Raw genomic sequence first — 26,250 nt, 5'->3', positions numbered from 1 at the left:
AGTACGAAGGCTAGAGGCGGATTTAGTGACGCTTACGCACAGCAAAGTTATCAAATTCACGAGCAACTGGATTCAGACCTAGTGTTCGTCTTCGTCTTTGAGACTCTATTTTATCTGGCCCCAATAATCCCCATTCCATGTTTTATTCGATCTCCCCCAAAATTCATCTAACTATTTTGTACATCTTGCTCATTGAAAAAATATTATTACCACTATTTCTACTAGAAATAGAAATTTAAAAGGTACAAATCATTAGCTTAATTAAATAACACCACCAAAAAATGTTGGATTGTAGCTTTTTACATCAACTATATTCTTTAAAGCCTCTGAAACTCACTTCATAATTGAAGACTAGAGGGTTAAGTTTACAAAACTCCTCTACAACGTCTTACGCCAATCTAAACTCGCTCTTGCTATGCCATAAATTTGCAGCACTATTACGTGCTATCTGATACGCCCAATCCGCTACAGCCATGGATTTATCTTTATCGCATTCAACGTAGCTGGCAAGTTCCTCAAAGATCATGTTGGCGTGGTTGGCAAGGTTGTTTTCCTCCCATTTATATTTGTGTTCATAACTGGCGAGGTAATCTCGTTTACTGTTGTTGCAGGTACGATCCGCCAACACAAAGTTGTGGCCAAGGTCGAATGCGTATTTGGCAAATGGGATAAAGTGATCCACTTCGGCATGTTGGTCGAGCTTTTTGCCACAGTAGAAGCAGGTATTTTTCTGTATCTCTTGAAGTAGTGGCTTGGCATAGGCTAAGGCCTTACGGTCTTGGCCAAACAGAAATTCCGGTAAGTTCGCTTGTGCACCCACGAGGTATTGGTTGTGCTTAAAAGAAATGATTTTGTCGATCCAAGCGGCCCGTGCAAGATAGGTGATCAGGTGATAAAACTCACGAAAATAGCCCGCGATGCCAGCATTCAACTCGATATGGTTCTGGCTTTTATCATGCGGATATAAAAAGCATTCTTCTTTTTTTGCCAAAATCTGCAAGCGCCACAACGGACCATTTTTGAGGGCTGTCTTGGCTACTCTATGCACAGTTTTATAGTGTGGGCTTTTATATAGCTGATTGATGTTGTACAAACCTGTTTGCTGGATGCTTTGCACCGCCGTGATAATAGCGATTTGCTTTTGAGAATCACTGTTTTGATGCAATTGCATTGTTTGGCTAGAACCACCAAACGGTCGGGCCTGATTCCAATACAAACGAAGCATTTTGTCCGCTAAAACATCTAACTGGATAGGGAGTTTACTGTTGCCGGTCACACTGGAACTTTCCACACATACATCCGCAATCGCATGTAGTAACGCATACTTGTACGTCGCGGTAAAATCGCCTTCTACCAACATCCGTTGAATGTAAGCAATAAACTCGATGGCCGTTTTCATCGATAGGCTACTCTTGTTTCTCAACGATTACATTGAGCCACAGTTCGGACGAGCGACCTTCTCTCTGATCACCTGTGATCCACATATCTTTGACGTCGAAGCCTGCCAAATACTGGTTGATCGTTTGTTCATTTTGGTCACAAAAAAAGCGCCCTTCTTTGATACGCTCTTCATCACCATACTTGAACGACATATACAAAACGCCATGCTGTTTGAGCGCCCTACGTAATCGAGAAATCGCATCCATAAGCTCAACTTTGGGGACATGCAATAAACTCGCACAGCACCAGATGCCATCATACATATCGGACTCATTAAATGTTTGAAAGGTGAGCACATCGACGTTGATATTCAGATAATTCGATGCCATCTGAGCAAGTTCAGAGCTCGCATCAAAAGCCGATACTTCATACCCTAGTGATTGAAAATATTTCGCGTCGCGACCACTGCCACAACCCGCATCGAGAAGATGACCGCTTGGAGAAATAAGAGGGAGAAAACGCTGATACAAATCAGACATATCGACTGACAATGTACTCTGTGCAAAATCTTCAGCGTACGTGTTGTAATACAAGGTCGTGTTAGCTTTCAAATCCATGTTGCACCTTAGCCAAAAAAGAATGATAAAACTTAAAATGACGACTATCTATCAAGACGTCAGCCCCAACACTTCCCTCGCCTGTTGATGAATATGCTCGCGCCATTTTTGTGGTTCATGCACATCAATCGCTGAGCCATAACCTTGTATCCACCATAGTGTTTCTTGGTCATTTGGTACCGTGGCAGTCAGTTGAAACCAGCCTTCGTCGTCCGGCTTTAATTCTTGATCTTCGCTTAAAGGCGTTTCGGACAGCAGCCAAGCGATCTCAGCTTTCACCCGCGCTTTAAGCACAACTAGCCCTGAGGATTGGCGATAGCTAAAGCCGCCCTGTTCGATGTATTCGGTTAGATCAAACCCTTTAAGCGGTCGGAACTGTTTATCCGAACGCTCAACAGTTTGAATTCTATGTAACGCAAATTGGAGTATGTCGTCGTAGTCTTTTACGGTTGCCAAAAGGTAGCTGACGCTATGGCGAACAACGCTGGCTTATGGGTGAAGTGTGTAGCTTTTGGGCTCATTATGCTTTCGGCTTAGATACGTCACTTCAATGGCATATTCTTCTAGCGCTGCCTCCGATACCGCTTCCCAAATGCCCGCTTTGATTTGTGCTGGTATTAGGGTTTTACCATTGGGTATCGCTTTGACACGGTTGGCCCAACCGGAATAATGATTGGAAGGTAAAGCATTCAGATACTGCTGCGCCGCTTTGAATTGAGACGAGATCTGATCAACGGCGATTTGAGGCAATAGGTCAGAAAGATATTCGTGAGCCAACACTAAAGTCAGCGCGGTAGGTGTATCCAATCCCAATTTAGAATCATTAAAACTTGCCGACAGACTCCAGCGACGCTCTCCATCGCCTTCAAGGCATATCAAAGGCAAGTGTGATTCCATCGCATTCAGATCACGCTGAACGGTCCGCAAAGACACCTGAAAACCTTTTTCTTCTAATGCGGCATGAATTGTTGAGGTGGCTTTGTAACCAGGCTCTTTTGGAATGATTTGCAGCATCGAGAGCGTGCGAAATAAGGTGTCGTGCTTAGCACCCATGAATGATCCTTATTCAAAAATCCGTTAATCTTCAGACTGATAGCTTCTTTACTGAAGGCTTACATTACCTGATTTGAAACACAACCTCTACGCCAAACACCTACAATTCATAATTTACGCTGTAGCGTTAACAAGAACAACGCATGACTAAATTGCGGAATGGATATGGGAGCCCTCTTAATACTCAGTTGCTCAACCGGTAACGAATCACGAACCACTCCTCCTGAGCGTCTATTAATCCCTTCTTTGCCTGTCTCAAATGCGAGTAGACAATTTGCAAATGCAGATTTGGCCTCTTGCACTTGATTTGATGCGATATAAAGCTTCTTCTTTGCGTCGTACCATCCATGCGCCCATTGCTGTGCTAGCGCCATAAATGCTTCCTCATTGGATTCTCTGCATTTTATCAAGTGTGCGAGCAGACTATAGAAAGCCGATTCTTTGAAATAGTTTCTTGCTTCATATAGACGAGGCTGTCCAATGAACGCTACCCCTTGCTCATTAGAAGGAATCTTATAAGCCCTGTAGGAAACATGGTTAGAGAGAACAGCCTGGTATACATTTCTAACACTCTCCACATAAGACTGTGTCAGCCCATATTGGACGCTTGAAGGCGATATAGGTGTGGAATCTGAATCAATACAAAGCTGCTTTTCTATGTCTTCATGGTAGCGAAGAGCTTTTTCAATCTTTTGAATTTCGCTGATAACTGGAGTGATATTGTCTTTCTCTTTCAAACTTAGACGAGGCGCAACATCACTGTCTTCGACTTGGTAACCAATGACCTCGGGCAACATGTTCTTTTTTAGTCTCTTTAATACAGCAAAGCTTGCGGACAAACCCCATTCGCTTTTCATTTCGGTGAGTCGCTTACGTGGTATTGAAGATAATTCTGATAAAACTCCATCCAGGTTTTTGATCTTTTTAAATTCAGCCTCAACTGATAACAAACGCCAATACTCCATTAAGTGTGTGTATGAGGACAACGTAGTGGTCGCATTAGAATGCCCCACCATAAGAGCCAATGCAGGGAGTAAAGCATGACGTGTCGACGGCGCCGCCACACATGTATCAGCAAAACGATCTCGAAAGTCTGTAAACGAATCAACTCGCATCCATTCTTTAACAACTTTAGATATTGGGTCCTTCTGTTGATCTTCGAGAACAAGGGACGTAGCAGTAAAGCTGATAAAAGTATGACGCCCATCATGAAGACGCATGCTTGGGTCACCAGTAATAAGCTTCAACGCCTCAATAACTCGGCTAAAGTGGCTATCCATATAGCGAATTTCGCTCGGATTCATCGAGTCAAAAAATAATGGTGTGGATTGTTTATTCTGAGCTTCCGCCTGCTCCATGCACCAACTAAGTAACCGCATTTCTGTGTCATTAAGGAACAAAAAGTAAGGAACGCGACGATTGCCGCTTTTTGACTTAACTCGAACCGTTTCGTTTGAAATACGATGAGTCCTTATGTGGAGCACCTGATCTTCAAGCGAGAAATCTCTCAACTTTAAGCGCCTCACTTCTTGCCGCCTAAGGCCCAAACGGCAACAGAATATTAATATTGCTGCATTAATATACTGCTCATGCAAATTAGCATCTTTGTCAGTCAACAACATGGTCAGGGCTTGCTCATACTCCCAAGGCATGACCACTCTTCCCGTCGTTCTTGTTTCATGACTTCCTACATCCAGATCTCGAAAGTCCAAATGAACAACACCAAAAACCTCATGAATTTGAGTATGGAAATCAGCCAATATCTTAGCCCTTTCTGAGCGGCTAGACGCATCTCCCGAATCAATGACATCCTGATAAAGATCCAAGAAATCTTCGTAATCAAATGTCGTCAATGATTCGTTCGCAGCAAACTCACACAAGCTTGGCGCTATTTTAGAAAAATAGGTCTGAATCGACGAAGGGGCCAAACCGCCCGCTCGCTGCCCTTTTCTGCCTGACGCCCTATACAGCCAAGTAAGGATCAGCAACAGAATTTCAGGTAGTTCGTGAGATGCTTTTACTAAATCAGCGAGCTTCTTTGCGCTTTCATTGGCGATTAGATCCTGCCAAAACCTAACAATTTTTTCATTTGATGTTCCAGAGTAACGCTCAAACTTCTGACGAAAATCCGCCATAAACTTTTTGTAGTACTCATTCGAGTGCCGTGATTTTTTGAAGAATGTGCGTTCAGGAACAATCTGCATTGCCGTCTCTGTATTAGAAGGCATAACATAACGATGCTTACGATCTAGCATACGTATGAGCGTATGATTTGATAACCCTTTCACCCGTAACGTGCCTTGACGTAGACCGTATAGACTCCCAGATTCAAATCGCCTAGGTGCATGTTCAATAAGTCTAAAAAGCATACTGAACGTCATTGCCTTGTTATGCACTCTCGCGAACCACGCAGAAAACTTTTTATAGCTATTCGCTATTGATTTATCTACTTTGTCTTCCTGACACTGACCACTCATCAACGCCGCCAGGCCTTTCGGATTCAATGTAATCGTTTGAGAGTCTTCCCTTTTAACCAGCATAGCCAAAAGAATCGCAGACAAACCACCGAAAAAAGTTGTACCGCCATCATCCATTTCAGCATTCATGTAACCGTTAATATATTGGGCAGAGTTAATCGCCACTTGTTTCTTTAATGTCTGAGGAGATAGATCCCCCGTACCATCAAGCACCATAGAAAAGAGTAACGCACTGCCCAATGTCTCTTTAGACACTTTCTTTTGATGTGCTAACAGCGTTTGCACGAACTCATAAAACAAGGCTGTTAAGTCGTGGTAATGCCGCTCTGAAAGCATAGCGTTATATGGCAAAATTGCGGTAGTAACGGGAGGCTTCTTGAAACTACCTACCAACGCTGACTTTAAATCATCAATACTGACCACTTCCTGACTATCAGAGCTGTTGCTACCTGCTTTATTAACTAACTCCAGCACTTGCTCATGCAGATAAGGATCATCACAGTAAAACTCAGACAGCAATTCGTAGAAATCTTTATTTGATTTAATCGCTTTATCAATCAAAGCCCTTAAGTCAGCCTGCAACGTCTGCACTATATTCTTTGACTTGAGAGTAGTTTTTGATCTTATGGAACAGGGGACAAACTGACCGTTATTGCGCTTTCCAGAGTTAGAAGAACTCATTCGTCCAAGCACCTCGAACTCCAATTCTTCAAGGCATTTAGAAATTACATTTCGGTGAGTATCAAATTCGGAACTATTTCGAAGCATCACAGATGTATTTTGAAATGAATGCATCTCAGAAGAAATATGTCCCATTTGATGATCTAAGTACGGCACAGCTTCTCTGTAGCCAAATAATGTATGATACGAAAGGTGGCGCATGACATTCTGTGGCAAGCTCCATCCCTCCCCCATAAATACCTCGATCTGGGACGTACTGGGCGTGTCCAACGAGCCATCACTTTGCCATAAACCTAAAAACGGGGAATTGCCATCACGAAGAATGGATGCACTAAGCTTCTTTGCCATTTCCGTATCCAACAAACGAAGACGCTTAACAGTTTTCTCAATCCAGCCCAAAGTGTTGAGAATCTGCCTAGTCATAAGCTCAGGCACTGGAATAATTCGCGTTGCGCTTTCACCAAAGTGTATTTTGTCGGCCACAAGCACACACGTATAATCGTCATTCCAGCAGTAATGCTCAATGAACATGCTCTTACTGCGTCGGTGACTGGTTACAATGGAAAACATTAATACCGTATAAGAAACGAGCTGATTATAGGTTTCTCGTAACGTACTTATAGAACGACTTTTCGATACTTTTTCTAACGACGCTTTTAGAAGACTTACGCGCTCAGCCAACTGCTGAGAAAAAGTCTCCCTACATAAGGCTAATCTTGTTCCCACCACAAGGTCTCGATTCGAGTCGAAAACATCGCTTTCAAATTCGAATCTCAACTCTTGCGCACAGGTGTCAATAAACGCCGCCTGCAAATCACACACTTTAGATGTCATGTAATAATGCCAAGTTGACAACCCAAATTCGTTATTGGCAAACATGAGAGCAGCTTTATGTCTTCCGTACTTGGATACCACACACCCATATAGCAAATAACGAAGCGCTTTATGGGTCAGGCGCCTATTAAAATCATGGGAATGAACAATCTCACGACAAACCGTCGTCAATAAGGCGAATGCATTCCCAACAACCTCTGAAGGCAATATCTGCTCAACCAAACCAGCCTCAAATGAATTAAAGTAAGCCCTGAACAGGCACAGAAACGGTTTTGGTATGGGTAACTTAAGCCAATTAGAATGAGGGCTTAACCACCGCTCATCTGAATCAGTCGGCTGATAACGATCACTGATATCTAGCTCTTTACGCCAATACACGCCTGACTTTAGGTTAATAACACCATAGCTATCATCTAGTTGCTTAAATGCATCTTGATCACTGTCTGACAATGCTATGTGTAAACCGAGCACCTCATGTAACTTCAAAGCGGTCAGCATTGTTAGAAAGGCCAGTGCAGAACCGTGCGAAGGAGATGCACTATTAATCCACTGAATAACTTTTCTCAGCTCTGAAGGTGTTAGACGATAAGTGACATATTGAAGACCAAATTGCTCTTTAGATGTGAGAATTTGATTTCGAAAGATCTCACGCTCTGCCCTTATTGTTGGACTAATTGCGCTAGGATCCAGCTCGACCGCATTGACGTCGGGAACGTCTTCGATATCTAAATCGTTGCCGTCAAAGGGAAATGGCTCAACTTGGATAGGTGATTTAACTTTGGGGTTAGGGCGTCGCTTCTGGATTCTTGGTTTTTTGATTAAAGGCTGTTCATCTTTGAAATTTGAACAAACGTTCCAGCCATTACGGACCATTTTTAAATAGACCTGAGAGATCGTGTATCGTCCTGTAATTTCATTGCATAGATAACTTAATGTTTCGACCGTTGAAAGATGCTTAGGGATAGACTTAATTTTAGATACGTATGCAGTGCTCGACAATATTAGCCGAATTTCCTTAGCAGCCTCCGTAACAGAAGTAAAATTGAAGGTGGAATCTTCACAGACCAATGCAAAGTACATTGAAGACTTCAGTTTTTGAACGACGAGCTGCTCTGACTCTCCATGTAGCGTTGCATCATAAGATAAAAGAGAAAGTAAAGGATACTGTGAAAGGCTCTTATGACAGCTATATTGAACACGGTCTTTGAGTATATACAGTTCTTCATTGTGTAATGGCTGATAGTGGTGAAGAACATCCAGCTCGAGGTCATTAGCTCTAAAAAGGTTAAAAAGCAACAGCCCTAGACCATCACTACGCAACAATAGCGTCGAGCGCTCCTTTGCCCAACGTTCTTGTAAACGCCCCTCAAACAACAAACTCAAATATCAAAACCTGTCTGAGCACTAGCGCTTTTTACATCAAGCAGTTTAAACAGCTTTGGCTTAATCTGCGTGACAGTAAAATTGTAAAGCTCGTAAGCTCTGAATGAAAAACACCTATCGCAAAAAAAAGCAAACTGTTCCGCAGTCAAGACTATTTTCTTCTCGCCTTTGCCTGATTCAGAAACAACAAGAATACTACGATCTTTATTAAGTCCCCCTATTATTTCATAGCGTTCCCAGTACAAATCCCGATCATCTGGTTCAAATTCAGGCCTGCCAGGCGTAACCTGAAAATTGATTTTTCGAGTTTTATCCAGCCCTGGAAACTTAATAGGAACTTCATCAAGGCCCTCTCGGACAATAAGATCGTCAAAAACCCTCATCATTTCATACGCATCTTTTGGATTAGAAAACCCCGATGCTTCATATGAGCGATTTACTGGCTGCTTCTTCGTATTAAGTTCGAAAGCAGAGGTCTCGATTCCAGCAAATTGGCGATCTAAAACATCACGCAATACGTCCATTCTTGAATCAAGCAAATCAGAGGTATCATCCTCAAAATCATAGAGCACTTGAATACTATTAGGTAACGCATAAGCAGAGAATTTTTTAGCTTTCAGTTTAAAGCCTTTTTTCTTTTCTGCTTTATCTGCAGAGCCTTTAGCATTCGCCACCTTTGCAGATATTTTAAACAGCTTCGCTAATGCTTTGAGCGAGGGGTTACCACTCTGAGCAAATTCAGTGATATGAATGGCCTTTGTTTCTTCGTCAACGGCAATCCCGCGAAGCCCTATTCCGATTTCAAAAACGCTCTCTCTCATTCAAACTCCAATCATGATTTAAGAACCGCAGATACGATAACTCGTTGTTCCTGATTAGAATTTACACAGAAAAAAATGATAATCAAAATAAGTGCGTCAAAGAATGTACCACAAACACAATAACCATCATAAAAATTACATTTTGTAACAATCCTATTCCATCTTTGCTTTCAGCCCTCCCAAGCTGTCTGACAACTCTTTTATAGACGCAACCTCTTCAAGCAATGAGCTTTTTAATGAAATAGGCTCTCGCACGATGAGCTCAGCTCCCCTACTTAGCAACCAAGATCTTGTATCCCTATCATCTGGAATGACAGCCCTAAGGAGCCGCCACTTCTCATCATCAGTTTCCAAAATAATTTGAGAGTCACTTAATTTTGTTTCGCTTAGTCTTTTTGCTAAGTCTTTGCTAATCAGAGCTTCTAGTTGAATAGGCTCATCGGAGTATTTAACCCCCGGTTCACCAGCATCTATGTATTTCTGAATGGTGAATTCTGGACGAGGTCGAAAGCCCCCAGAGGATATCTTTAAGGACGTGAACCGGTGAAGAGCATACTGCCTTACATCATCATAATTATTGTAAGAGCCCAAAATATAAGTGGCGCTCTTGCGAACCATCACTCCGTATGGATGAAGAACGAACTTCTGGGGTTCATCTTTAGAATGGCTTTCATACACAACATCTAATGCCTTGTTTGACATAATTGCCTCACAGACACTCTTCCAGAAATCTGGGTCGATTGCAGCTGGTCTAAGCACCTTCCCTTCGGGAACAACCGCAACTTTATCCAACCAATTCAAGTACACACCATCGGAGTGAGACTGCATAAAATCCCTTGCTCGATTTAGCTGCGGTGTAAGTTGAGACAAAAGTGGTGCAGGCACAACCCCAGCAAGGTATTCATGTGCAAGAATGGCATTCACTGCAGTGGCTGGATCCATAGCAACAAAGCTACCTTTATACCCAAATTCAAAGCTCCACCGGTAAGGTCGAGACTTATCATTACATTCAATTGGGTAATACATTGATAAGCTCGTTAAATCGCGCTGAAGCTTGCGCGAAGAGATTGAAAACCCTTTTTCGCGTAGAGCCTTAAGTATTCCTGTTGTTGAAACAGCATTGTCTGGCCCGATAGGTATCAGCTCAAGTATGCTGATATATCTAATTATAGAATCCATTTCTGACTCTCATCGTATATTCAGAGCAGATTCTAGTCTAAAGAGTGCCTCGGTTGACCTATAGCTTGTCATTTTTCGCAACCTAAGAGCATCACAGCTCAAATGAAAGCCAATTCCCCCCCTCTATCGAGACACATCAGTTCGAATAGAAAAACTTTTACACTAGAACAGACGACAACTAACACGGCAAACATATTAAAAATAATCGAGAAAGAAGAGTCACAATAAGGTAAATCAAGGTACATGAAATAGCGAAATCAGAGAAAATGTGGCGTTTTAAAGCGAAATGCAAAAACGCTAGAAAAATGGCAGATATTTCAAATCATAAAAAATGCGAATCGCTGACTTGGTCACAGGTTGGTCACACCTGGGTCACAACGGAAAAAGTGAAAAGTCTTGGTGGAAATGTGATTACGAATTACGAGTAAAGAGTTTTAATTAAAAAACTTTAAAATCATGAAGTTAGGGGAAACTGAGAAAGATTTATGAGTGGTGGGCGTGGAGAGGTTCGAACTCCCGACATTCGCCTTGTAAGGGCGACGCTCTCCCAACTGAGCTACACACCCATCTTGAAGATGGCTACTTACTTTACTGAAGAAAGTAAGTGGCGGAACGGACGGGACTCGAACCCGCGACCCCCTGCGTGACAGGCAGGTATTCTAACCAACTGAACTACCGCTCCTAACCTCAACACAAACAATCGTCTGCGTCAGAAGATGGAGCGTATTATAGGGAAACTTTTCTCGAACGCAACAATTTTATTAAAAATAAATCGTTAATAAACAGTAGGTTAAAATACAACCAGATAATCGTCGTTTCGCTTCGGTTTACACTCTACAGCAATGAATCTAACGATTTCTCAAAAGTTAGGTAATCCCATCATTTTGACAAACAAAAAGCCAGTATGAATACCATGCTGGCTTTTTATGACCTAAAGAACTGTTCGGGTTAAAGAGAAGTACGCAAACAGGCTTCGATCACCTTTTGTAGCTGCTGTTTGATATTAGGCAACTTATCCTTATCCAACTGATAGATAGACTGCTTTGCCAAGTCATCATCAAGATAGGTCGCTTGGGACAGCTCAAGCTGAATCCCATGTATGCCTTGGTTTGGCTGACCAAAATAGCGAGTAATGTAGCCCCCTTTGAAGCGGCCATTTGTGACCTGAGAATACTCTGGTGCAATCACATCACTTACCGCTTGCGTCAGTGCTCCATGGCAGGCGTCGCCGTTGTTCGTTCCCCAATTAAAGTTCGGCAGGGTTCCTTCAAACAGCATGGGAACTTGAGCCGCAATACTGTGGGCATCAAACAAAATAGCGTAACCAAACTCCGCTTTCATGCGAGCTAATTCTGAAGCAATGGCCTCATGATAAGGCCGCCAGATATGCTCTTTACAAAACGTCTTATGGGCATCAGAAGGCATCTGGCCAGTTTTAAAAATGGGCGAGTCTTCAAATAAGATGTCAGGAAACAATCCCGTTGTTTTAGTGTTGTACAAAGGCTTGTCGTCATAGGGACGATTCAAATCAATCACATAACGGGAGTAATTTGCCTTGATCATCCCTACCCCTAATGTGGGCAAGAAGTCGTATAATTCAGGAATGTACCAATCCGTATCCGGCAACTTGGCCGCTTGATCCGTCAAGCCAGCTTGCACTTCAGGTGTTAACGCCAAACCGGAATGGGGCATGCTCACCAACATGGGCACACGTCCTTGGCTAAACTCAAACGCCGGTAAAATTAATTCATTGGCAGTCATACGACCTCCTCTACCCCTTGGTAAATGCGTTGTTTAATTAACTGACCACCTAACCAATAACTTAGTTCACCGGGGCTTTCTACGTCCCAACACACAAAATCCGCCACTTTACCCACTTCTAAAGTGCCATGGGAATCTTCCATTCCTAATGCTTTTGCCCCATGGACTGTCGCTCCCGCCAAGGCTTCTTCCGGTGTTAGTCCAAACAAAGTACAGGCCATATTCATCATCAAACGCAATGACAAGGCAGGAGAGGTTCCCGGATTCGCATCTGTCGCGATCGCCATGGGCACCTTGTATTGGCGCAACCAATCAATAGGCGGCTTTTGTGTTTCTTTTAGGGTGAAAAATGCCCCGGGGAGTAACACCGCCACCGTGCCGGATTCCGCCATGGCTTTCACATCCGCTTCTTCAATGAATTCAATGTGATCAGCGGACAGGGCTTTGAAGGAAGCTGCCATGCGAGTGCCCCCTAAAGACGAAAGCTGCTCCGCATGGATCTTCACTGGTAGCCCAAGTGCTTGGGCAGTTTTAAAGTAGCGCTCTACTTGCTCGGTACTGAAGGCAATGCCTTCGCAAAACGCATCCACCGCGTCCGCCAAACCTAAAGCCGCTACCTTGGGCAGTACGGTGTCACACAGGTAATCAATATAGGCGTCTTTGTCGTCGTACTCGGGAGGCATGGCATGGGCAGCCAAACAGGTTCGCTTAATACTGACGGGAAATTGGTTTTCTAAAATAGACGCCACCCGCAGCATTTTCAGCTCGTCCTCTAGACTCAAGCCATAGCCGGATTTGATCTCCACCGTAGTGACCCCATCCGCCATGAGGCTTTTTAAGCGACGGGCAGCACTGGCGACCAGATCCGCTTCACTGGCTTCACGGGTCGCCTTTACGGAAAAGGCAATCCCTCCACCCTGCTGGGCAATTTCTTGGTAACTGACACCGTTTAAACGCTGCTCAAACTCTCCCGCACGATTGCCACCGAACACCAAGTGCGTGTGGCAATCGATCAGCCCCGGCGTTACCCAACCGCCACCGAGGTCGTGCTCCCGAAGAGCCTCATAAGCAGGCAAATCCGCGGCTTTACCAAGCCAAGCAATACGCCCACCTAGGACACCGATGGCGGCGTCTTCGATGGTGTTATATTGACCATTTACCATGGTCGCGACCTGTGCACCGCGCCAGAGACTGTCAAACTGTACCGGCGAATCAAGGGTCATTAGATCAGGCTCCTAAGCTCGGCAACAAGCCTACAGGCATTGCGCTATTGTGAACCGCTTCTGCTAGCAGCTCATTGGCTTTTTCGATATCGGGTGCAAAGTAGCGGTCTTTGTCATAAAACGGCACTCGGGCACGTAACTCCGCACGAGCATGCTCCAACGCCTTAGTGGATTTAAGGGGCGCACGGAAATCCAACCCTTGCACGGCAGACAAAATTTCGACGGCCAATATGCCTCGGGTATTCTCTGACATGTCTTTTAGACGACGTGCAGCATAAGTTGCCATGGACACGTGGTCTTCTTGGTTAGCAGATGTCGGTAGACTGTCCACGGACGCAGGATGGGCGTGGCTCTTGTTTTCACTGGCCAAGGCCGCAGCCGTCACCTGCGCGATCATAAAGCCCGAGTTCACACCGCCGTTATCCACCAAGAAAGGTGGCAATTTGCTCAAGTTGCTGTCGATTAATAAGGCCATACGACGTTCTGACAAGCTGCCAATTTCAGCAATCGCCAGGGCTAAATTATCCGCCGCCATGGCCACAGGCTCGGCGTGAAAGTTACCACCAGAGATGATATCGCCCTGTTCTGCAAACACTAGGGGGTTATCAGAAACCGAGTTGGCTTCCACACACAGCACGCTCGAAGCACTGCGAATCTGCTCTAAACAGGCTCCCATTACCTGTGGCTGACAACGTAACGAGTATGGGTCTTGTACTTTTTCACACCCTTGGTGAGAGTCGCCCAACTCTGATGTTTCGCCCAATAAATGACGGTATGCCGCCGCGGCATCGATTTGAGTCTTATGTCCGCGAACTTCGTGAATACGAGCATCAAATGGACTACGGCTACCCAATGCAGCCTCTACGGACAAGGCTCCGCATACGGTGGCTGAGGCAAACAAATCCTCCGCCTCAAACAAGCCTTCTAATGCAAACGCAGTGGATGCCTGAGTACCGTTCAGTAGGGCTAGACCTTCTTTCGGTGCCAAAGAAATGGGCTCCAATCCTGCAATGGATAAGGCCGCTTGTCCTGAAATCACTTCCCCACGGAAGCGAGCTTTACCTTCACCCAAGAGAATCGTGCTCATATGAGCTAAAGGCGCCAAGTCACCGGACGCACCAACAGAGCCTTTTTTCGGAATGCATGGGTAGACTTCTTTATTAATCAGCGTCAGCAGTGCTTCGATGACTTCTAAACGAATGCCTGAGAAGCCTCGCGCTAAGCTGTTTACCTTGAGAGCCATGATCAACTTAACGGTTTTGTCATCCATTAACTCACCAATACCCGCCGCATGGGACAACACGATACTACGCTGTAGCTCATCTAAGTCCTCTGGTGCGATGCGAGTATTCGCCAACAAGCCAAAGCCCGTATTAATACCGTATACGGTGCGGTTCTCAGCAATCACATCATTCACTACCTGAGTACTCGCTTGGATCGCTGGAATAGCGCTCTCATCAAGGCTTAAATTTACTTTGCGACGGCTAATCTGACGCAATTGATTCAGGGTTAATTGCCCCGGTTTAATAGCTAATTCAAACATAATGTGTCTCTCTAAAAAGTTGCGATGTTCTGCGGTGATACCACCCAACCTCCCCCAAGTTCCCTCCCCTTATTTAAGGGGAGGGTTAGGGAGGGGTTTAAGTTATTTACCTTGACCACCCGTAATCATTGGCAAGTTAAGCCCCTGCTCTTTCGCACAATCAATAGCAATATCGTAACCCGCATCCGCATGGCGCATCACGCCTGTTGCTGGATCGTTATGAAGAACGCGAGCAATACGCTCTGCCGCGGCATCGGTTCCATCACACACGATCACCATACCGGAGTGCTGGGAGAAGCCCATACCCACACCACCACCGTGATGTAGAGAGACCCAAGTTGCGCCTGAGGCAGTGTTCAATAAGGCGTTTAGCAGTGGCCAATCGGATACCGCATCCGAGCCGTCTTGCATACCTTCCGTTTCACGGTTTGGACTGGACACTGAACCCGAGTCTAGGTGGTCACGACCAATCACGATTGGGGCAGACAATTCACCACTGCGCACCATTTCATTAAAGGCTAGGCCAAGCTTGGCCCGTTGACCAAGACCCACCCAAAAAATACGTGCTGGCAAACCTTGGAATTGAATACGCTCTCGAGCCATGTCTAACCAATGGTGCAAATGCTCATCATCAGGAATCAACTCTTTCACTTTTGCATCGGTTTTGTAGATGTCCTCTGGATCACCAGATAAAGCCGCCCAACGGAATGGACCAATACCACGACAGAACAAAGGACGAATGTAAGCAGGCACAAAGCCTGGGAAGTCAAAAGCGTTTTCGACCCCCTCTTCCATTGCCATTTGTCGAATGTTGTTACCATAGTCAAACGTTGGAATGCCCATTTGCTGGAACGCCAACATGGCTTCAACGTGCTTCGCCATGGACTGCTTCGCAGCTTTGACAATGGCTTGGGGCTCCGTTTGCCCTTTGTCCCGGTACTCTTCCCAACTCATACCAAGGGGCAAGTAACCATTTAATGGGTCATGGGCAGAGGTTTGATCAGTCACCATGTCTGGACGAATGCCACGTTTGACCATTTCAGGAAGAATTTCGGCGGCATTGCCACACAATGCGATCGAAACAGCTTTGCCTTCCGCGGTGTATTTCTTAATTCGCTCCATGGCATCATCAAGGTCTGTGGCTTGCTCATCCACATAACGGGTACGCAAACGGAAATCGATACGACTTTGCTGACATTCGATGTTTAAAGAACAGGCCCCCGCAAGAGTGGCTGCCAATGGTTGAGCACCGCCCATACCACCTAGACCTGCGGTAAGCACCCAACGACCCGTTAGTTTGCCATCATAATGTTGGCGACCTGCTTCCACGAAGGTCTCGTAGGTTCCTTGCACGATACCTTGGCTACCAATGTAGATCCAAGACCCCGCGGTCATTTGACCGTACATGGCCAGACCTTTGGCATCTAACTCGTTGAAGTGTTCCCAGTTTGCCCAATGGGGCACTAAGTTTGAGTTGGCAATTAAAACACGGGGAGCATTGCTGTGGGTTTTGAACACGCCCACGGGCTTGCCCGATTGCACTAATAGGGTTTCGTCTTCTTCTAGAGCTTTTAGGGATTCAACGATTTTGTCATAGCTTTCCCAGTCACGGGCGGCACGACCAATACCACCATACACCACCAATTCTTCAGGGTTTTCCGCCACATCTGGATCAAGGTTGTTCATCAACATGCGCATAGGCGCTTCAGTCAGCCAAGATTTTGCTGAGAGTTGTGTGCCGGTGGCGGCTTTCACGACACCTGGACGGTAACGATTTGGAGTGTGGGCTTGCTTAGTCATCGTCTTCACCTACGTAAAAAAGAATTAGTTAGAATTACTTTGTCTTTAAATGTATATACAACTTAAATTTAAAATAAAACCTAACTCACCAAGATGCAAGCCATTTATCTAATAAATTCTTTTGAATGGCTTAAATAAAAGGAATAAACCGTTATTAATGACGCATTTAAGAAATTTGATTGTATAGACAGATAAGTATGGTAACGACTGGATTGGACTTTTAAGTGACAAATAAAAACGCCGTAGTAAAGACTACGGCGTTTTATCAAATAAGCAGACGATCACCCCCCACAAGGATGATCAGATCTCCACTAGCGGCCGAAATGACCGAACAGTTGGAAGCGGGAACCCGGGTGCAACAAACGGGCGGCGGTGACAATGTCGTCACCTGCCCAAGTCCGACGTTTAATTTGCAAACAAGGTTCCGAGGACTCTATAGCTAAGCGCTGGCACTCTTCAGGGGTAGGCAGTACGGCCTCCACCAGATGTTCACCTTCGGTCATAGGAGCAACGCTGGTTAGGTATTCATATGGGGTATGTTTATCGAAATCTTGCTGGGCGTAGTCAGGTGCCAGTTTTGCGTTGACGATGCGCTCTTCGATCTGGATCGGCAGCTCGTTTTCATAGTGCAGTACCACGGATCGAAATATGCTGTGATTGGTTCTCACCCCTAGCATCATGGCTTCTTCTACGGTGGCTTTCGCTGGCTCTAAGATTAATAGCTGAGAGCGATGTTGATGGCCACGGGCGGCGACTTCTTCTGCAATATTGTGAACTTCAAACAGCGCGGAGTGAGATTTTTTCTCCGCCACAAAAGTACCCAGCCCTTGATGACGAACCAGTAATCCTTCTGCCGTTAGTTCACGCAGGGCACGGTTGACTGTCATGCGACTAACAGACAAGGCTTTTACAATCTCTGCCTCTGAGGGCACACGCTGATTAGCTTGCCACTCACCAGAGCGTACTTTTACCGTAATGGCGTGTTTGAGCTTGGCATAGATGGGTTGAGACGTTTCTGGCAAATCATCTAAAAGTTCCGTCAAGGCTGACGACATTACATCTGACACAAAACACTCCATTCCCAAATTAAGCACAATAACGGGTGATCCTTTGAACACCGCCCTTCATCATAGCGTTTTTTGTCTGATTCGATCTAGCAGATTGAGAACACCAATCACCGAATCGAGGCAAATATTCACAAAAAAAGCCGGTTCAATAGGCTTGAACCGGCTTTTTACGCTTTATGAATCTAACCCATACCTTTCACTACAAGGTATCCACCACGGTAGGAGTTAGCTTCATATACCCTTCCGCGTACTGAATAGTTCGCTTAGCCGTAATACCAATATTGCGCTTTGCTTGAACACCACGCTGCAGGGCCACACGCGTGTAATATTCCCAAAGGTGCTCCTGACCTGCCATACACTGAATGGCTTTTAACTTCGTATCCCAAACATCGGTAATATCGAGGAAAGTATTCGGCTCCCAATGGCACTGTTCCGTTTGATGAGGTTCAAAGGCGTAGACAGGTGGTGCACCAAGGATCTGTTCTCCAGGGTTATGCCCCTCTGCCTGAGCAATGATGCGTGCTTCTTGGGCTGCCCGCATGGCCAATGGATGATCAAAATTATAGGGATCTCGCTCTGAGTGGCTTAATACAAACTCTGGCTGCAAACGGCGATAGACATCCACCAGCTTGAACAAAATGTCATCTGAGATGCGCATGGGGTAATCCCCAATATCCCAAAACTCCATATCTGCACCAAGAATCTCCCCTGCGGCACGGGCTTCTTCTTCACGAACGGCTTTGACCTTGTCTAAGGTCATATTAGGCTGGCGCCACAATTTCGCGGACTCTCCTCGCTCCCCATAGGACAAGCAAATCACTTTCACTTGCCAACCTTGTTGCACATGGCTGGCAATGGCACCCCCAGCTCGCCAAACAAAATCTGCGGAATGGGCACTCACAACCAATGCTGTTTTTGGATTGGACATAAACTTCTTAATCCTTAGTCTTTTTATTTATTGAGGTTATGTTATAACATAACAGATAGTATCAAGATCATTGAAAATAGAACCATACCTATCGATTTTTGAGTAAAGCCACCCGTAACCCCGATCAGGATTTACCCCTTGTTATGACCATCCCAACTCCACTACCAGATGTGGCCAGTAACAGCACCACTCACTTGCCTATTGATCAAGTCGGTATGGCTAATATTTCCATCCCGATTCTCCTTGAAATAGACAAACAGACACTTAGCTGTCCCGCCTCTGTTAGCATTCAAGCGAATGTTGTGAACGATCAAAAAGGCTTACACATGTCGCGCATGTACCAATCCCTCCAAGGATTAGTACAGACGCCCCTCACTCCAAGGAATATTAAGACCTGTCTCATTGAAGCTTTGCAGCAACAGCGAGAGGTGGCCTCATCGGATATCCACATGACCCTAGAGTCTAAAGTACTGAGAATTCGACATGCCCTGCATACGGATCAATTTGGCTGGAACTCATATCCAATCCAGCTCACTGCCAACTACAATCCAAGCCAAGGGTTCAAGTTAGAACTGTCCGTGACCATCACCTATTCATCCAGCTGTCCTGCCTCTGCCGCTTTATCAAGATCAGCGTTAAAGGAAGCCTTTCTGGATCAATTCCATTACGCCCCCAACAAATTGGATAAACAGCAGCTTGCCGCTTGGCTTGACCAGCAAGGTACCTTAGCTATTCCCCATAGCCAGAGAAGTCACGCCGTGGTGACGGTTGTGGCAGATCAAGACAATTTAGAAATCGAAGCACTCATAGACCTCTGTGAAACCACCCTTGGTACCCCAGTTCAAACCTATGTAAAGCGTAAAGATGAACAACAGTTCGCCATTAACAATGGCCAAAACCCAATGTTTGTTGAAGATGCCACACGCCGCCTGATGGAAGTTCTAAGCGCCCACGGCTATCAAGGATCTTTAAGTGTGTCCCATTTCGAAAGCCTGCACGGCCACGATGCTGTGGCCCATTCCACTTTTCCTCAGGAGGTTGCCCCAGCATGACAAACATGGATTTACTGATTAAGAATGTCTCCGTTTTTCTCCCTACAGGCCTTACAAACGCCCATATCATTTGTCATAGGGGCAAAATTGTCGCCATCAATACGGAAGTAGAAGACATAACCGCAAAAGAAGTACTGGATGGGCAAGGTAAGGTATTGTTACCCGGTATTATTGATTCCCAAGTGCACTTTCGGGAGCCCGGTCTAGAGCATAAAGAGACCATCGAAGCTGGCACACGGGGAGCAGTATTAGGTGGCGTCACCAGCATCATTGAAATGCCCAATACAGCGCCTCCGACCACCTCAGTTGAGGCGCTACAACAAAAGCTCGCCATCGCCGAGCAAACCGCTTGGTGTCACTATGGGTTCTACGCGGGGGCCAGTGCAGATAACACAGCACTGCTACCGACACTGGAGGCGACCCCTGGATGTGCTGGCATTAAAGTCTTTATGGGGAGCTCCTTTGGCTCACTACTGGTGGACGATGATCAAGTGCTGCGCAACACCCTATCGACCTGTAAACGCCGCATTGCGGTGCATGCAGAAGATGAAGCCCGATTAAAGGAACGCAAACACATAGCCGAGGCCAGTGGCATCGTATTATCCCACCCAGAATGGCGGGATGTGGAAAGCGCCTTAATTGCCACTCAAAAAGTGGTTTCTATCGCCGCAGACACAGGCGCAAAATTACATCTATTGCATATTTCGAGTGCAGAGGAAATGAGCTATCTAAGGGAACAAAAGCGCCGCCTACCCGAACACCAAGTAACGGTAGAGACCTTACCGCAATACCTGCATTTTCACGCCCCCTCCTGCTACATCGAGCGGGGAACCCGAGTACAAATGAATCCCCCCATTCGCGAACGCTATCACCAAGATGCCATATGGGATGCCATCCATGACGGCACAGTGGATGTGATGGCCACAGACCATGCTCCCCATACTCTCCATGAAAAGCAGCAAGCCTACCCTACTTCCCCAAGCGGCATGCCGGGGGTTCAAACCTTGCTGCCCGTACTACTCAATCAAGTCCATCTAGGCAAATTGACTCTAGATAAACTGGTCGACCTAGTATGTGAAGGTCCCTGCCGAGTCTTAGGCATTCAAAACAAGGGCCGCATCCAAGTTGGCTACGACGCAGACTTTGTATTAGTAGACCTAGAAAAACAGCACACCATTGATGACCAGCAGATTGCCTCGCAATCCGGTTGGACGCCCTACCACGGGGATACCGTCACGGGCTGGCCCATTGCCACCGTTATTTCAGGGGAGGTAGTGATGCAAAATGGCCAGTTAATAAAACGGCCACAGGCGATGCCACTTTCTTTCAAGACACAAGATATAAACCTGATCGTGTGATCAGGTTTCACTTTAAAGTGAATGTTTTGATGAGACTTTAAATAAGAATCGTTCTAACATTCGCCTCGATTTTAGGATTATTAAACCTAAGGACAACGGTTAAATGAAACATTTTTTTTCTCTCTCATGGCTTAGCGCCGCATTACTCGTTACCACCAATGTGTCGGCCACTGATTACCCGCTCACCATTGAAAACTGCGGCTATACACACACTTATCAGCAAGCTCCAGCCAGCACGGTGACCATTGGCCAAGCCGCAACAGAAATACTCTACGCCCTAAAGTTGGAAGACAAGGTCAAAGGCACCTCGGTTTGGTTTAACGAAGTCCAGCCTAAATACCAAGACATTAATGCCAACATTCCACGCCTAGCAGATAATGACCCAAGCTTTGAGTCGGTACTAGCGAAACGACCAGAACTCGTCACCGTGCAGTATGAATGGCACGTGGGTCCACAGGGCATTGTTGCCACGCGAGAAATGTTCCACGATGTGAATGTGCCAACCTACATTCTACCGACGGATTGCGACGCTAAGGATAACTCTGTCGGGCTGGATGGTACCCGATTAGATCAGTTCTCTACTGCTTCCTTGTATAAGTCTATTGACCAGTTAGCGGATATTTTTGACGTATCTGAACGAGGTGATGGGTTAGTTGCATCACTTCAAGATCGTGAATCCGACGCCATTGCGCGAGCGAAAGCTGCAGGCAGTCAAGGTAAAACCGCCCTCTATTGGTTTTCCAGTGCTGCCATGGACATAGACCCATACGTTGCTGGGCAAAAAGGCGCAGCAGGCTACCAGATGAAAATCCTAGGCTTAGAAAACATCGTCCAGTCCGATGAAGAATGGCCTACAGTGGGCTGGGAAACCATTGCCAAAGCTAATCCAGATATTCTAGTCCTCGCTGAAATGAACCGCCGCCGTTTCCCCGCTGACGATGTTGAAAAAAAACTTGAGTTTTTGCGCAGCGACCCAGTGACCAAAGAAATGGATGCCGTAAAAAACAACCACATAGTGATTATGGATGCCTTAGAAATGGATGCGACAATTCGCATAATCGATGGGCTCGAAAAACTCACTAAAGGGATTGAACAGCTTTAATCATGCCAGTTCGCTTTATTACCAGGGTGATGTTTCATCACCCTCTGCTGTTTATATCTGTCAGTCTCGCCATGCTGTTGTGCGCGATCACCGCGGGAGTAGTCATAGGTGAAACCAATATCCCTTTCACCACGGTTATCCAAGCAGTGGGCAATGGTATGCTGCAAATGGATTATCCTATCCACCCAATTGATCAAGGCGTGATCTGGAACTATCGCCTGACTCGCACACTTGTAGCAGCTTGCTGTGGTGCTGGTCTTGCCCTAACTGGGTTAGTTTTACAATCTCTGCTACGCAACGCCCTTGCCGATCCTTACCTACTTGGCATATCCGCCGGCGCCTCTACCGGAGCTGTGGTAGTGACCATTGCTGGCGTTGGCATTGGGGTCATCAGCATGTCTCTCGGTGCACTTTTGGGTGCGATTCTGGCGTTTGGCTTCGTGGTTCTGTTATCTCTATTAGCATCACGCCGGCGTATGGGACAGATTTCAACACATATTATTTTGGCAGGTATTGCTGGCTCACAGTTGTTTAACGCCATGACGGCCTTTGTCATCGCCAAGTCTGCAAATGCGGAGCAGGCACGAGGCATTATGTTCTGGCTTTTGGGCAACCTATCAGGTGCTAGGTGGCCTGTAGTCACCCTTGCGTTCCCTGTTTTGATCACCGGTTTTGCCATTGTTATTTGGCACGCTAGAGCGCTAGATGCCTTTCTGTTTGGCACGGATGCGGCTGCTTCCATCGGTATCCCAGTTCGCAGAGTACAAGTGGTGTTAATCTTTTGCACCGCTATGATGACAGCTGTGATGGTCTCTATGGTGGGTGCTATTGGCTTTGTGGGTCTGGTCATTCCCCATGCGGCCCGTTTCTTATTTGGCACCTCACATCTAATATTGGTACCAGCCTGCGCCATCATCGGCGCCCTGTTTATGATTTTCTGTGATATTGGTTCTCGAATTGTTATCCCGGGTCAGGTGCTTCCGATAGGGGTTGTGACCGCATTAATCGGCGCTCCCTGCTTCGCTTTGATTCTTATTCGAGGGCAAAAACAATGAACCTAACGGTGACCAATGCCCATTTCCATGTGGGTAAGAAATCCCTTATTAAGGATGTCTCTTTCCATCTAAAAACGGGTGAACGAGTGGCTTTAATCGGCCCCAACGGCTGTGGTAAGTCTACGCTTTTGCGGTTGATTTGCGGTTTAAACAAACCCAGTTCCGGGGAGATTTTACTGGATGATAAAGCAGTGCACGCCTACCCCAGACGCAGCTTGGCTCAGCGCTTAGCTTATGTACAACAAAAATCCAGCACAGAAGAATTAGTCAAAGCAGAGGATGCCGTCGCCTTAGGCCGAACCCCTTGGATCAGAGCCTTTGAGAGATGGGGCGACAACCACCAAGCCCATGTTGATAAAGCCCTCAAACAAGTAGGAATGCGCCATAAGCGCTCCCAGTATTGGCACACTTTATCTGGCGGAGAGCAACAACGCTTGCACATTGCCAGAGCTTTGGCCCAGAGCACACCTTTTATCGTCATGGATGAACCCACTAACCATTTGGACATTAAACAGCAGTTGGTGGTTTTAGGCTTGATTGAGCACATCGAGCGAACCCTATTAGTGGCGGTCCATGATCTGAACCACGCCATGCGCTTTGATCGTATTATTGCCATGAAAGAAGGCTGCCTCGTTGCTCAAGGCACACCGGATGAGCTCATCAGCGAAGCCTTTATCCAAGATGTATTCGAAGTGCGATCTCGAATTATCCGCTCCGAGGGGCATCCACCTCATATTCAATTATTGTCTTAAATAGGTTAAAAAATATGCGGAACCTTTTTACAGCCCTACTACTTATGTTTGCTATAAACAGCCTTCAGGCCGCTCATTACGAGGTTCAGATGGTGAATCGTAATGCCCTAGGTGCCATGTCGTACGAGCCCAGCTATTTAAACATCCAGCCGGGGGACACGGTAAAGTTCATACGTACGGCCCCTGGACACAATGCTGCCGCCATCGTCAGTATGTGGCCAGCGGATGCCAAGCAATACCGTGGCAATATCAACGAAGAAATTGAAATGACCTTTGATAAAGCTGGTATTTACGGTATCGAGTGTACGCCTCATATGGCCATGGGAATGGTCATGGTGATTCAAGTGGGTAAAAAGGATTTACCTGCCATCCAAGCCCCAAAGTCACTTCCCTCAAGGGCCAAACAACGCATTCAGACAATTAAGACTCATTACAGTCAACAGTAACCTCCTTCACTTGGCCGCCAGAGGCGGCCTCTCTTCTCTTTTTTAAATCCATATTTATTTCTTAGATTTGCGTTATTAGGTCTTCTGCCACTTGGTAAAAAGTGATAAATTTCGCCGTTACATTATAACATATCAAAACGGCTGCATTTCCTGTGATACCTGCGCTCTTAGCGGTCCAAGGTTTGACCATTTCATCCCAAGAAAAAAACCTGTTTCAAGACATCTCTTTTTCCGCTCATGCGGGAGAATTGATTGCCATTATGGGGCCTTCTGGCATTGGTAAATCCATGCTCACACGGGCCATTGCAGGCTTTTTACCCAGCGCTTTAACGGCTCAAGGAAGTATTCGCATCAATGGCTCAGAAGTGGCCAATGTACCTTTGATTCAACGGGCAGCTAGCCAGCGCCCAGCGTTTATATTCCAAGATGCCCTGCAAGCACTTAACCCATTAGTCAGTGTAGGAGGCCAACTGACACTGGCACTTACATCTAGCCGGACCCGTCCTAATAAAGCTCAAAAACAAACCATTGTGTCTCTTTTAGAACAACTAGGGTTTGAATCACCAAAGGACACTCTAGGTAAGCTTCCCAGTGAGCTGTCAGGGGGGCAACGGCAGCGTATTTGTATCGCCGTTGGACTCCTCAGCAGCACCAACCTACTTGTGGCAGATGAACCCACTAGCGCATTAGACCCTATTACAGAGCGAGAGATTTTGCGTTTGCTCAGCCAAAGCGTGAAAGATAACCAACTAGCTGGACTGCTCATCACCCATGATCTTCATACCGCCTTGGAGTGTGACAAGTTACTGCTGATAGACGATGGACAGATGCTGGCATTTGGGCCGCCAAAAGAAGCACTGGCGGGTAGTACCCATCAGTTTTGCTGTTCACTAAGGGATCTCATTTCATGAAGGTACCTAATACACTCATGCTCGACGGTAAAGGAATTCAGTTCGATGACGTCTGCGTTTCTTTTTACAATCGCCCAAAATGGCTTGGTGGCAAAGAGTACAAAGCCCTAGATAAGATTACCCTCAACTTTGGGCAAAACAGCCTAGCGGTTGTTGGTCCTTCCGGAGCAGGCAAATCCACTTTGATCGACCTACTCTTTGGCTCGAAGAAACCCTCCAGTGGACGTGTCACCGCATTTGGTCAGACTTTGCCGTTAACGTCTAAGTGTCATCAACGGGCCATTTGCCGAGCCATGAGCTTGGTTCCCCAAGAACCTCATACCAGCTTGAATCCATTTTATAGTGTCCGCCAGATCTTAGCAGAGCCCCTTAACAATATGGGGATCGGCGGCGACCATGAGAGCCTCATCCATGGTGCCCTAGAAGATGTTGGGCTTTCCCAAACACTGCTCGACTTTAATGCTGGGCAGCTATCCACGGGCCAAGCCCAGCGGGTGGCCATAGCGCGGGCATTAGTGCTTGAGCCACAAATTCTTGTAGCAGATGAGCCCACCAGCAGCCTTGACCCAGTCAGTCGTCAACGACTCATCGACCTGCTCAATTCACTAAAAGAACGCCGCAATATGAAGCTATTGCTAGTGACTCATGACCTTACCGCAGCACAAGCCTTATGCGATGAAATGCTGGTACTCAGTCACGGCAAAGTCATTGAACACAATCAAACAACCAAGGTCATGCAGCAACCGAGTCATACCACAACTCAGGCACTGATTGCTGCGCAACCTTGCTTATCTCTCAAACATCACCCCCTACCAACCATTTAACGA

Annotated in this window: 21 protein-coding genes and 2 tRNA genes; 8 read left to right on the top strand and 15 right to left on the bottom strand. The window is 46.1% G+C overall.

The features are described from left to right. Nucleotides 1-388: 388 nt before the first annotated feature. The 15 genes from ACFQ45_RS16820 to ACFQ45_RS16750 form a co-directional block, all read right to left on the bottom strand. The gene (locus ACFQ45_RS16820) at nt 389-1,399 is read right to left on the bottom strand and encodes an HNH endonuclease (RefSeq protein WP_377369785.1); all 1,011 of its coding nucleotides are present in this window, start codon (nt 1,397-1,399) and stop codon (nt 389-391) included. 7 nt (nt 1,400-1,406) lie between these two features. Further along, nucleotides 1,407-1,997, bottom strand: a complete 591-nt coding sequence (locus ACFQ45_RS16815; RefSeq protein WP_377369783.1) for a class I SAM-dependent methyltransferase — start codon at nt 1,995-1,997, stop codon at nt 1,407-1,409. A gap of 51 nt (nt 1,998-2,048) precedes the next feature. Next, nucleotides 2,049-2,453, bottom strand: a complete 405-nt coding sequence (locus ACFQ45_RS16810) for a helix-turn-helix transcriptional regulator (RefSeq protein WP_452600507.1) — start codon at nt 2,451-2,453, stop codon at nt 2,049-2,051. A 33-nt stretch (nt 2,454-2,486) separates the two neighbouring features. Then, nucleotides 2,487-3,050: a helix-turn-helix transcriptional regulator gene (locus tag ACFQ45_RS16805; protein ID WP_377369781.1), complete on the bottom strand. Its 564-nt coding sequence runs from the start codon at nt 3,048-3,050 to the stop codon at nt 2,487-2,489. A 107-nt stretch (nt 3,051-3,157) separates the two neighbouring features. Next, entirely contained in the window at nt 3,158-8,425 is a 5,268-nt protein-coding gene (locus ACFQ45_RS16800) for a hypothetical protein (protein WP_377369779.1), read from the bottom strand. Further along, complete coding sequence (locus ACFQ45_RS16795; RefSeq protein WP_377369777.1) at nt 8,422-9,246, bottom strand: hypothetical protein; 825 nt, start codon at nt 9,244-9,246, stop codon at nt 8,422-8,424. The genes ACFQ45_RS16800 and ACFQ45_RS16795 overlap by 4 nt, the downstream gene beginning before the upstream one ends. Nucleotides 9,247-9,399: 153 nt before the next feature. After that, nucleotides 9,400-10,425, bottom strand: a complete 1,026-nt coding sequence (locus ACFQ45_RS16790) for a helix-turn-helix transcriptional regulator (protein WP_377369775.1) — start codon at nt 10,423-10,425, stop codon at nt 9,400-9,402. 490 nt (nt 10,426-10,915) lie between these two features. Then, nucleotides 10,916-10,991: transfer RNA gene (locus tag ACFQ45_RS16785), tRNA-Val, on the bottom strand. Between the two features lie 39 nt (nt 10,992-11,030). Further along, a tRNA-Asp gene (locus tag ACFQ45_RS16780) sits at nt 11,031-11,107 on the bottom strand. A 266-nt stretch (nt 11,108-11,373) separates the two neighbouring features. Next, a complete protein-coding gene (gene hutG, locus ACFQ45_RS16775) occupies nt 11,374-12,186 on the bottom strand; it encodes an N-formylglutamate deformylase (protein WP_377369773.1) in 813 nt (270 codons plus the stop codon). After that, entirely contained in the window at nt 12,183-13,409 is a 1,227-nt protein-coding gene (gene hutI / locus ACFQ45_RS16770) for an imidazolonepropionase (protein ID WP_377369771.1), read from the bottom strand. The genes hutG and hutI overlap by 4 nt, the downstream gene beginning before the upstream one ends. 4 nt (nt 13,410-13,413) lie before the next feature. Further along, a complete protein-coding gene (gene hutH / locus ACFQ45_RS16765) occupies nt 13,414-14,952 on the bottom strand; it encodes a histidine ammonia-lyase (RefSeq protein ID WP_377369769.1) in 1,539 nt (512 codons plus the stop codon). 102 nt (nt 14,953-15,054) lie between these two features. Further along, nucleotides 15,055-16,752, bottom strand: a complete 1,698-nt coding sequence (gene hutU / locus ACFQ45_RS16760; RefSeq protein WP_377369767.1) for a urocanate hydratase — start codon at nt 16,750-16,752, stop codon at nt 15,055-15,057. A 311-nt stretch (nt 16,753-17,063) separates the two neighbouring features. Then, nucleotides 17,064-17,819: a histidine utilization repressor gene (hutC, locus tag ACFQ45_RS16755; protein WP_377369766.1), complete on the bottom strand. Its 756-nt coding sequence runs from the start codon at nt 17,817-17,819 to the stop codon at nt 17,064-17,066. Nucleotides 17,820-18,018: 199 nt separating this feature from the next. Beyond that, on the bottom strand, nt 18,019-18,747 hold the full coding sequence (locus ACFQ45_RS16750; protein ID WP_377369764.1) for a PIG-L deacetylase family protein: 729 nt from the start codon (nt 18,745-18,747) through the stop codon (nt 18,019-18,021). A 143-nt stretch (nt 18,748-18,890) separates the two neighbouring features. On the opposite strand from ACFQ45_RS16750, the gene folE2 reads away from it, so the two are divergent. The 8 genes from folE2 (at nt 18,891) to ACFQ45_RS16710 (ending at nt 26,247) form a co-directional block, all read left to right on the top strand. Further along, nucleotides 18,891-19,799, top strand: coding sequence for a GTP cyclohydrolase FolE2 (gene folE2, locus ACFQ45_RS16745; protein ID WP_377369762.1), 909 nt, complete (start codon nt 18,891-18,893; stop codon nt 19,797-19,799). Next, complete coding sequence (locus ACFQ45_RS16740) at nt 19,796-21,157, top strand: dihydroorotase (RefSeq protein WP_377369760.1); 1,362 nt, start codon at nt 19,796-19,798, stop codon at nt 21,155-21,157. The genes folE2 and ACFQ45_RS16740 overlap by 4 nt, the downstream gene beginning before the upstream one ends. Nucleotides 21,158-21,260: 103 nt before the next feature. Continuing rightward, the gene (locus ACFQ45_RS16735; protein WP_377369758.1) at nt 21,261-22,259 is read left to right on the top strand and encodes an ABC transporter substrate-binding protein; all 999 of its coding nucleotides are present in this window, start codon (nt 21,261-21,263) and stop codon (nt 22,257-22,259) included. Nucleotides 22,260-22,261: 2 nt separating this feature from the next. Then, a complete protein-coding gene (locus tag ACFQ45_RS16730) occupies nt 22,262-23,314 on the top strand; it encodes a FecCD family ABC transporter permease (protein WP_377369756.1) in 1,053 nt (350 codons plus the stop codon). Then, nucleotides 23,311-24,066, top strand: a complete 756-nt coding sequence (locus ACFQ45_RS16725) for an ABC transporter ATP-binding protein (protein WP_377369754.1) — start codon at nt 23,311-23,313, stop codon at nt 24,064-24,066. The genes ACFQ45_RS16730 and ACFQ45_RS16725 overlap by 4 nt, the downstream gene beginning before the upstream one ends. A 14-nt stretch (nt 24,067-24,080) precedes the next feature. Then, nucleotides 24,081-24,512, top strand: a complete 432-nt coding sequence (locus ACFQ45_RS16720) for a pseudoazurin (RefSeq protein ID WP_377369752.1) — start codon at nt 24,081-24,083, stop codon at nt 24,510-24,512. A gap of 182 nt (nt 24,513-24,694) precedes the next feature. Next, nucleotides 24,695-25,423: an ATP-binding cassette domain-containing protein gene (locus ACFQ45_RS16715; RefSeq protein ID WP_377369750.1), complete on the top strand. Its 729-nt coding sequence runs from the start codon at nt 24,695-24,697 to the stop codon at nt 25,421-25,423. After that, a complete protein-coding gene (locus ACFQ45_RS16710) occupies nt 25,420-26,247 on the top strand; it encodes an ABC transporter ATP-binding protein (RefSeq protein WP_377369748.1) in 828 nt (275 codons plus the stop codon). The genes ACFQ45_RS16715 and ACFQ45_RS16710 overlap by 4 nt, the downstream gene beginning before the upstream one ends. Nucleotides 26,248-26,250 lie beyond the last annotated feature (3 nt).

This window comes from Rhodanobacter aciditrophus, from assembly GCF_042679525.1.
GTDB classification, from domain to species: domain Bacteria; phylum Pseudomonadota; class Gammaproteobacteria; order Pseudomonadales; family Marinomonadaceae; genus Marinomonas; species Marinomonas aciditrophus.
The sequence above is the reverse complement of the archived record's forward strand: the minus strand, read 5'-3'. Positions and strand labels throughout refer to the sequence as shown.

Excerpts from the sequence above, each read along its gene's own strand:
- ACFQ45_RS16820 (WP_377369785.1), bottom strand. The coding sequence starts at position 1,399 with ATGAAAACGGCCATCGAGTTTATTGCTTACATTCAACGGATGTTGGTA.
- ACFQ45_RS16815 (WP_377369783.1), bottom strand. The coding sequence starts at position 1,997 with ATGGATTTGAAAGCTAACACGACCTTGTATTACAACACGTACGCTGAA.
- ACFQ45_RS16805 (WP_377369781.1), bottom strand. The coding sequence starts at position 3,050 with ATGGGTGCTAAGCACGACACCTTATTTCGCACGCTCTCGATGCTGCAA.
- ACFQ45_RS16795 (WP_377369777.1), bottom strand. The coding sequence starts at position 9,246 with ATGAGAGAGAGCGTTTTTGAAATCGGAATAGGGCTTCGCGGGATTGCC.
- ACFQ45_RS16790 (WP_377369775.1), bottom strand. The coding sequence starts at position 10,425 with ATGGATTCTATAATTAGATATATCAGCATACTTGAGCTGATACCTATC.
- hutG (WP_377369773.1), bottom strand. The coding sequence starts at position 12,186 with ATGACTGCCAATGAATTAATTTTACCGGCGTTTGAGTTTAGCCAAGGA.
- hutI (WP_377369771.1), bottom strand. The coding sequence starts at position 13,409 with ATGACCCTTGATTCGCCGGTACAGTTTGACAGTCTCTGGCGCGGTGCA.
- hutH (WP_377369769.1), bottom strand. The coding sequence starts at position 14,952 with ATGTTTGAATTAGCTATTAAACCGGGGCAATTAACCCTGAATCAATTG.
- hutU (WP_377369767.1), bottom strand. The coding sequence starts at position 16,752 with ATGACTAAGCAAGCCCACACTCCAAATCGTTACCGTCCAGGTGTCGTG.
- ACFQ45_RS16750 (WP_377369764.1), bottom strand. The coding sequence starts at position 18,747 with ATGTCCAATCCAAAAACAGCATTGGTTGTGAGTGCCCATTCCGCAGAT.
- folE2 (WP_377369762.1), top strand. The coding sequence starts at position 18,891 with ATGACCATCCCAACTCCACTACCAGATGTGGCCAGTAACAGCACCACT.
- ACFQ45_RS16740 (WP_377369760.1), top strand. The coding sequence starts at position 19,796 with ATGACAAACATGGATTTACTGATTAAGAATGTCTCCGTTTTTCTCCCT.
- ACFQ45_RS16735 (WP_377369758.1), top strand. The coding sequence starts at position 21,261 with ATGAAACATTTTTTTTCTCTCTCATGGCTTAGCGCCGCATTACTCGTT.
- ACFQ45_RS16730 (WP_377369756.1), top strand. The coding sequence starts at position 22,262 with ATGCCAGTTCGCTTTATTACCAGGGTGATGTTTCATCACCCTCTGCTG.
- ACFQ45_RS16725 (WP_377369754.1), top strand. The coding sequence starts at position 23,311 with ATGAACCTAACGGTGACCAATGCCCATTTCCATGTGGGTAAGAAATCC.
- ACFQ45_RS16720 (WP_377369752.1), top strand. The coding sequence starts at position 24,081 with ATGCGGAACCTTTTTACAGCCCTACTACTTATGTTTGCTATAAACAGC.
- ACFQ45_RS16710 (WP_377369748.1), top strand. The coding sequence starts at position 25,420 with ATGAAGGTACCTAATACACTCATGCTCGACGGTAAAGGAATTCAGTTC.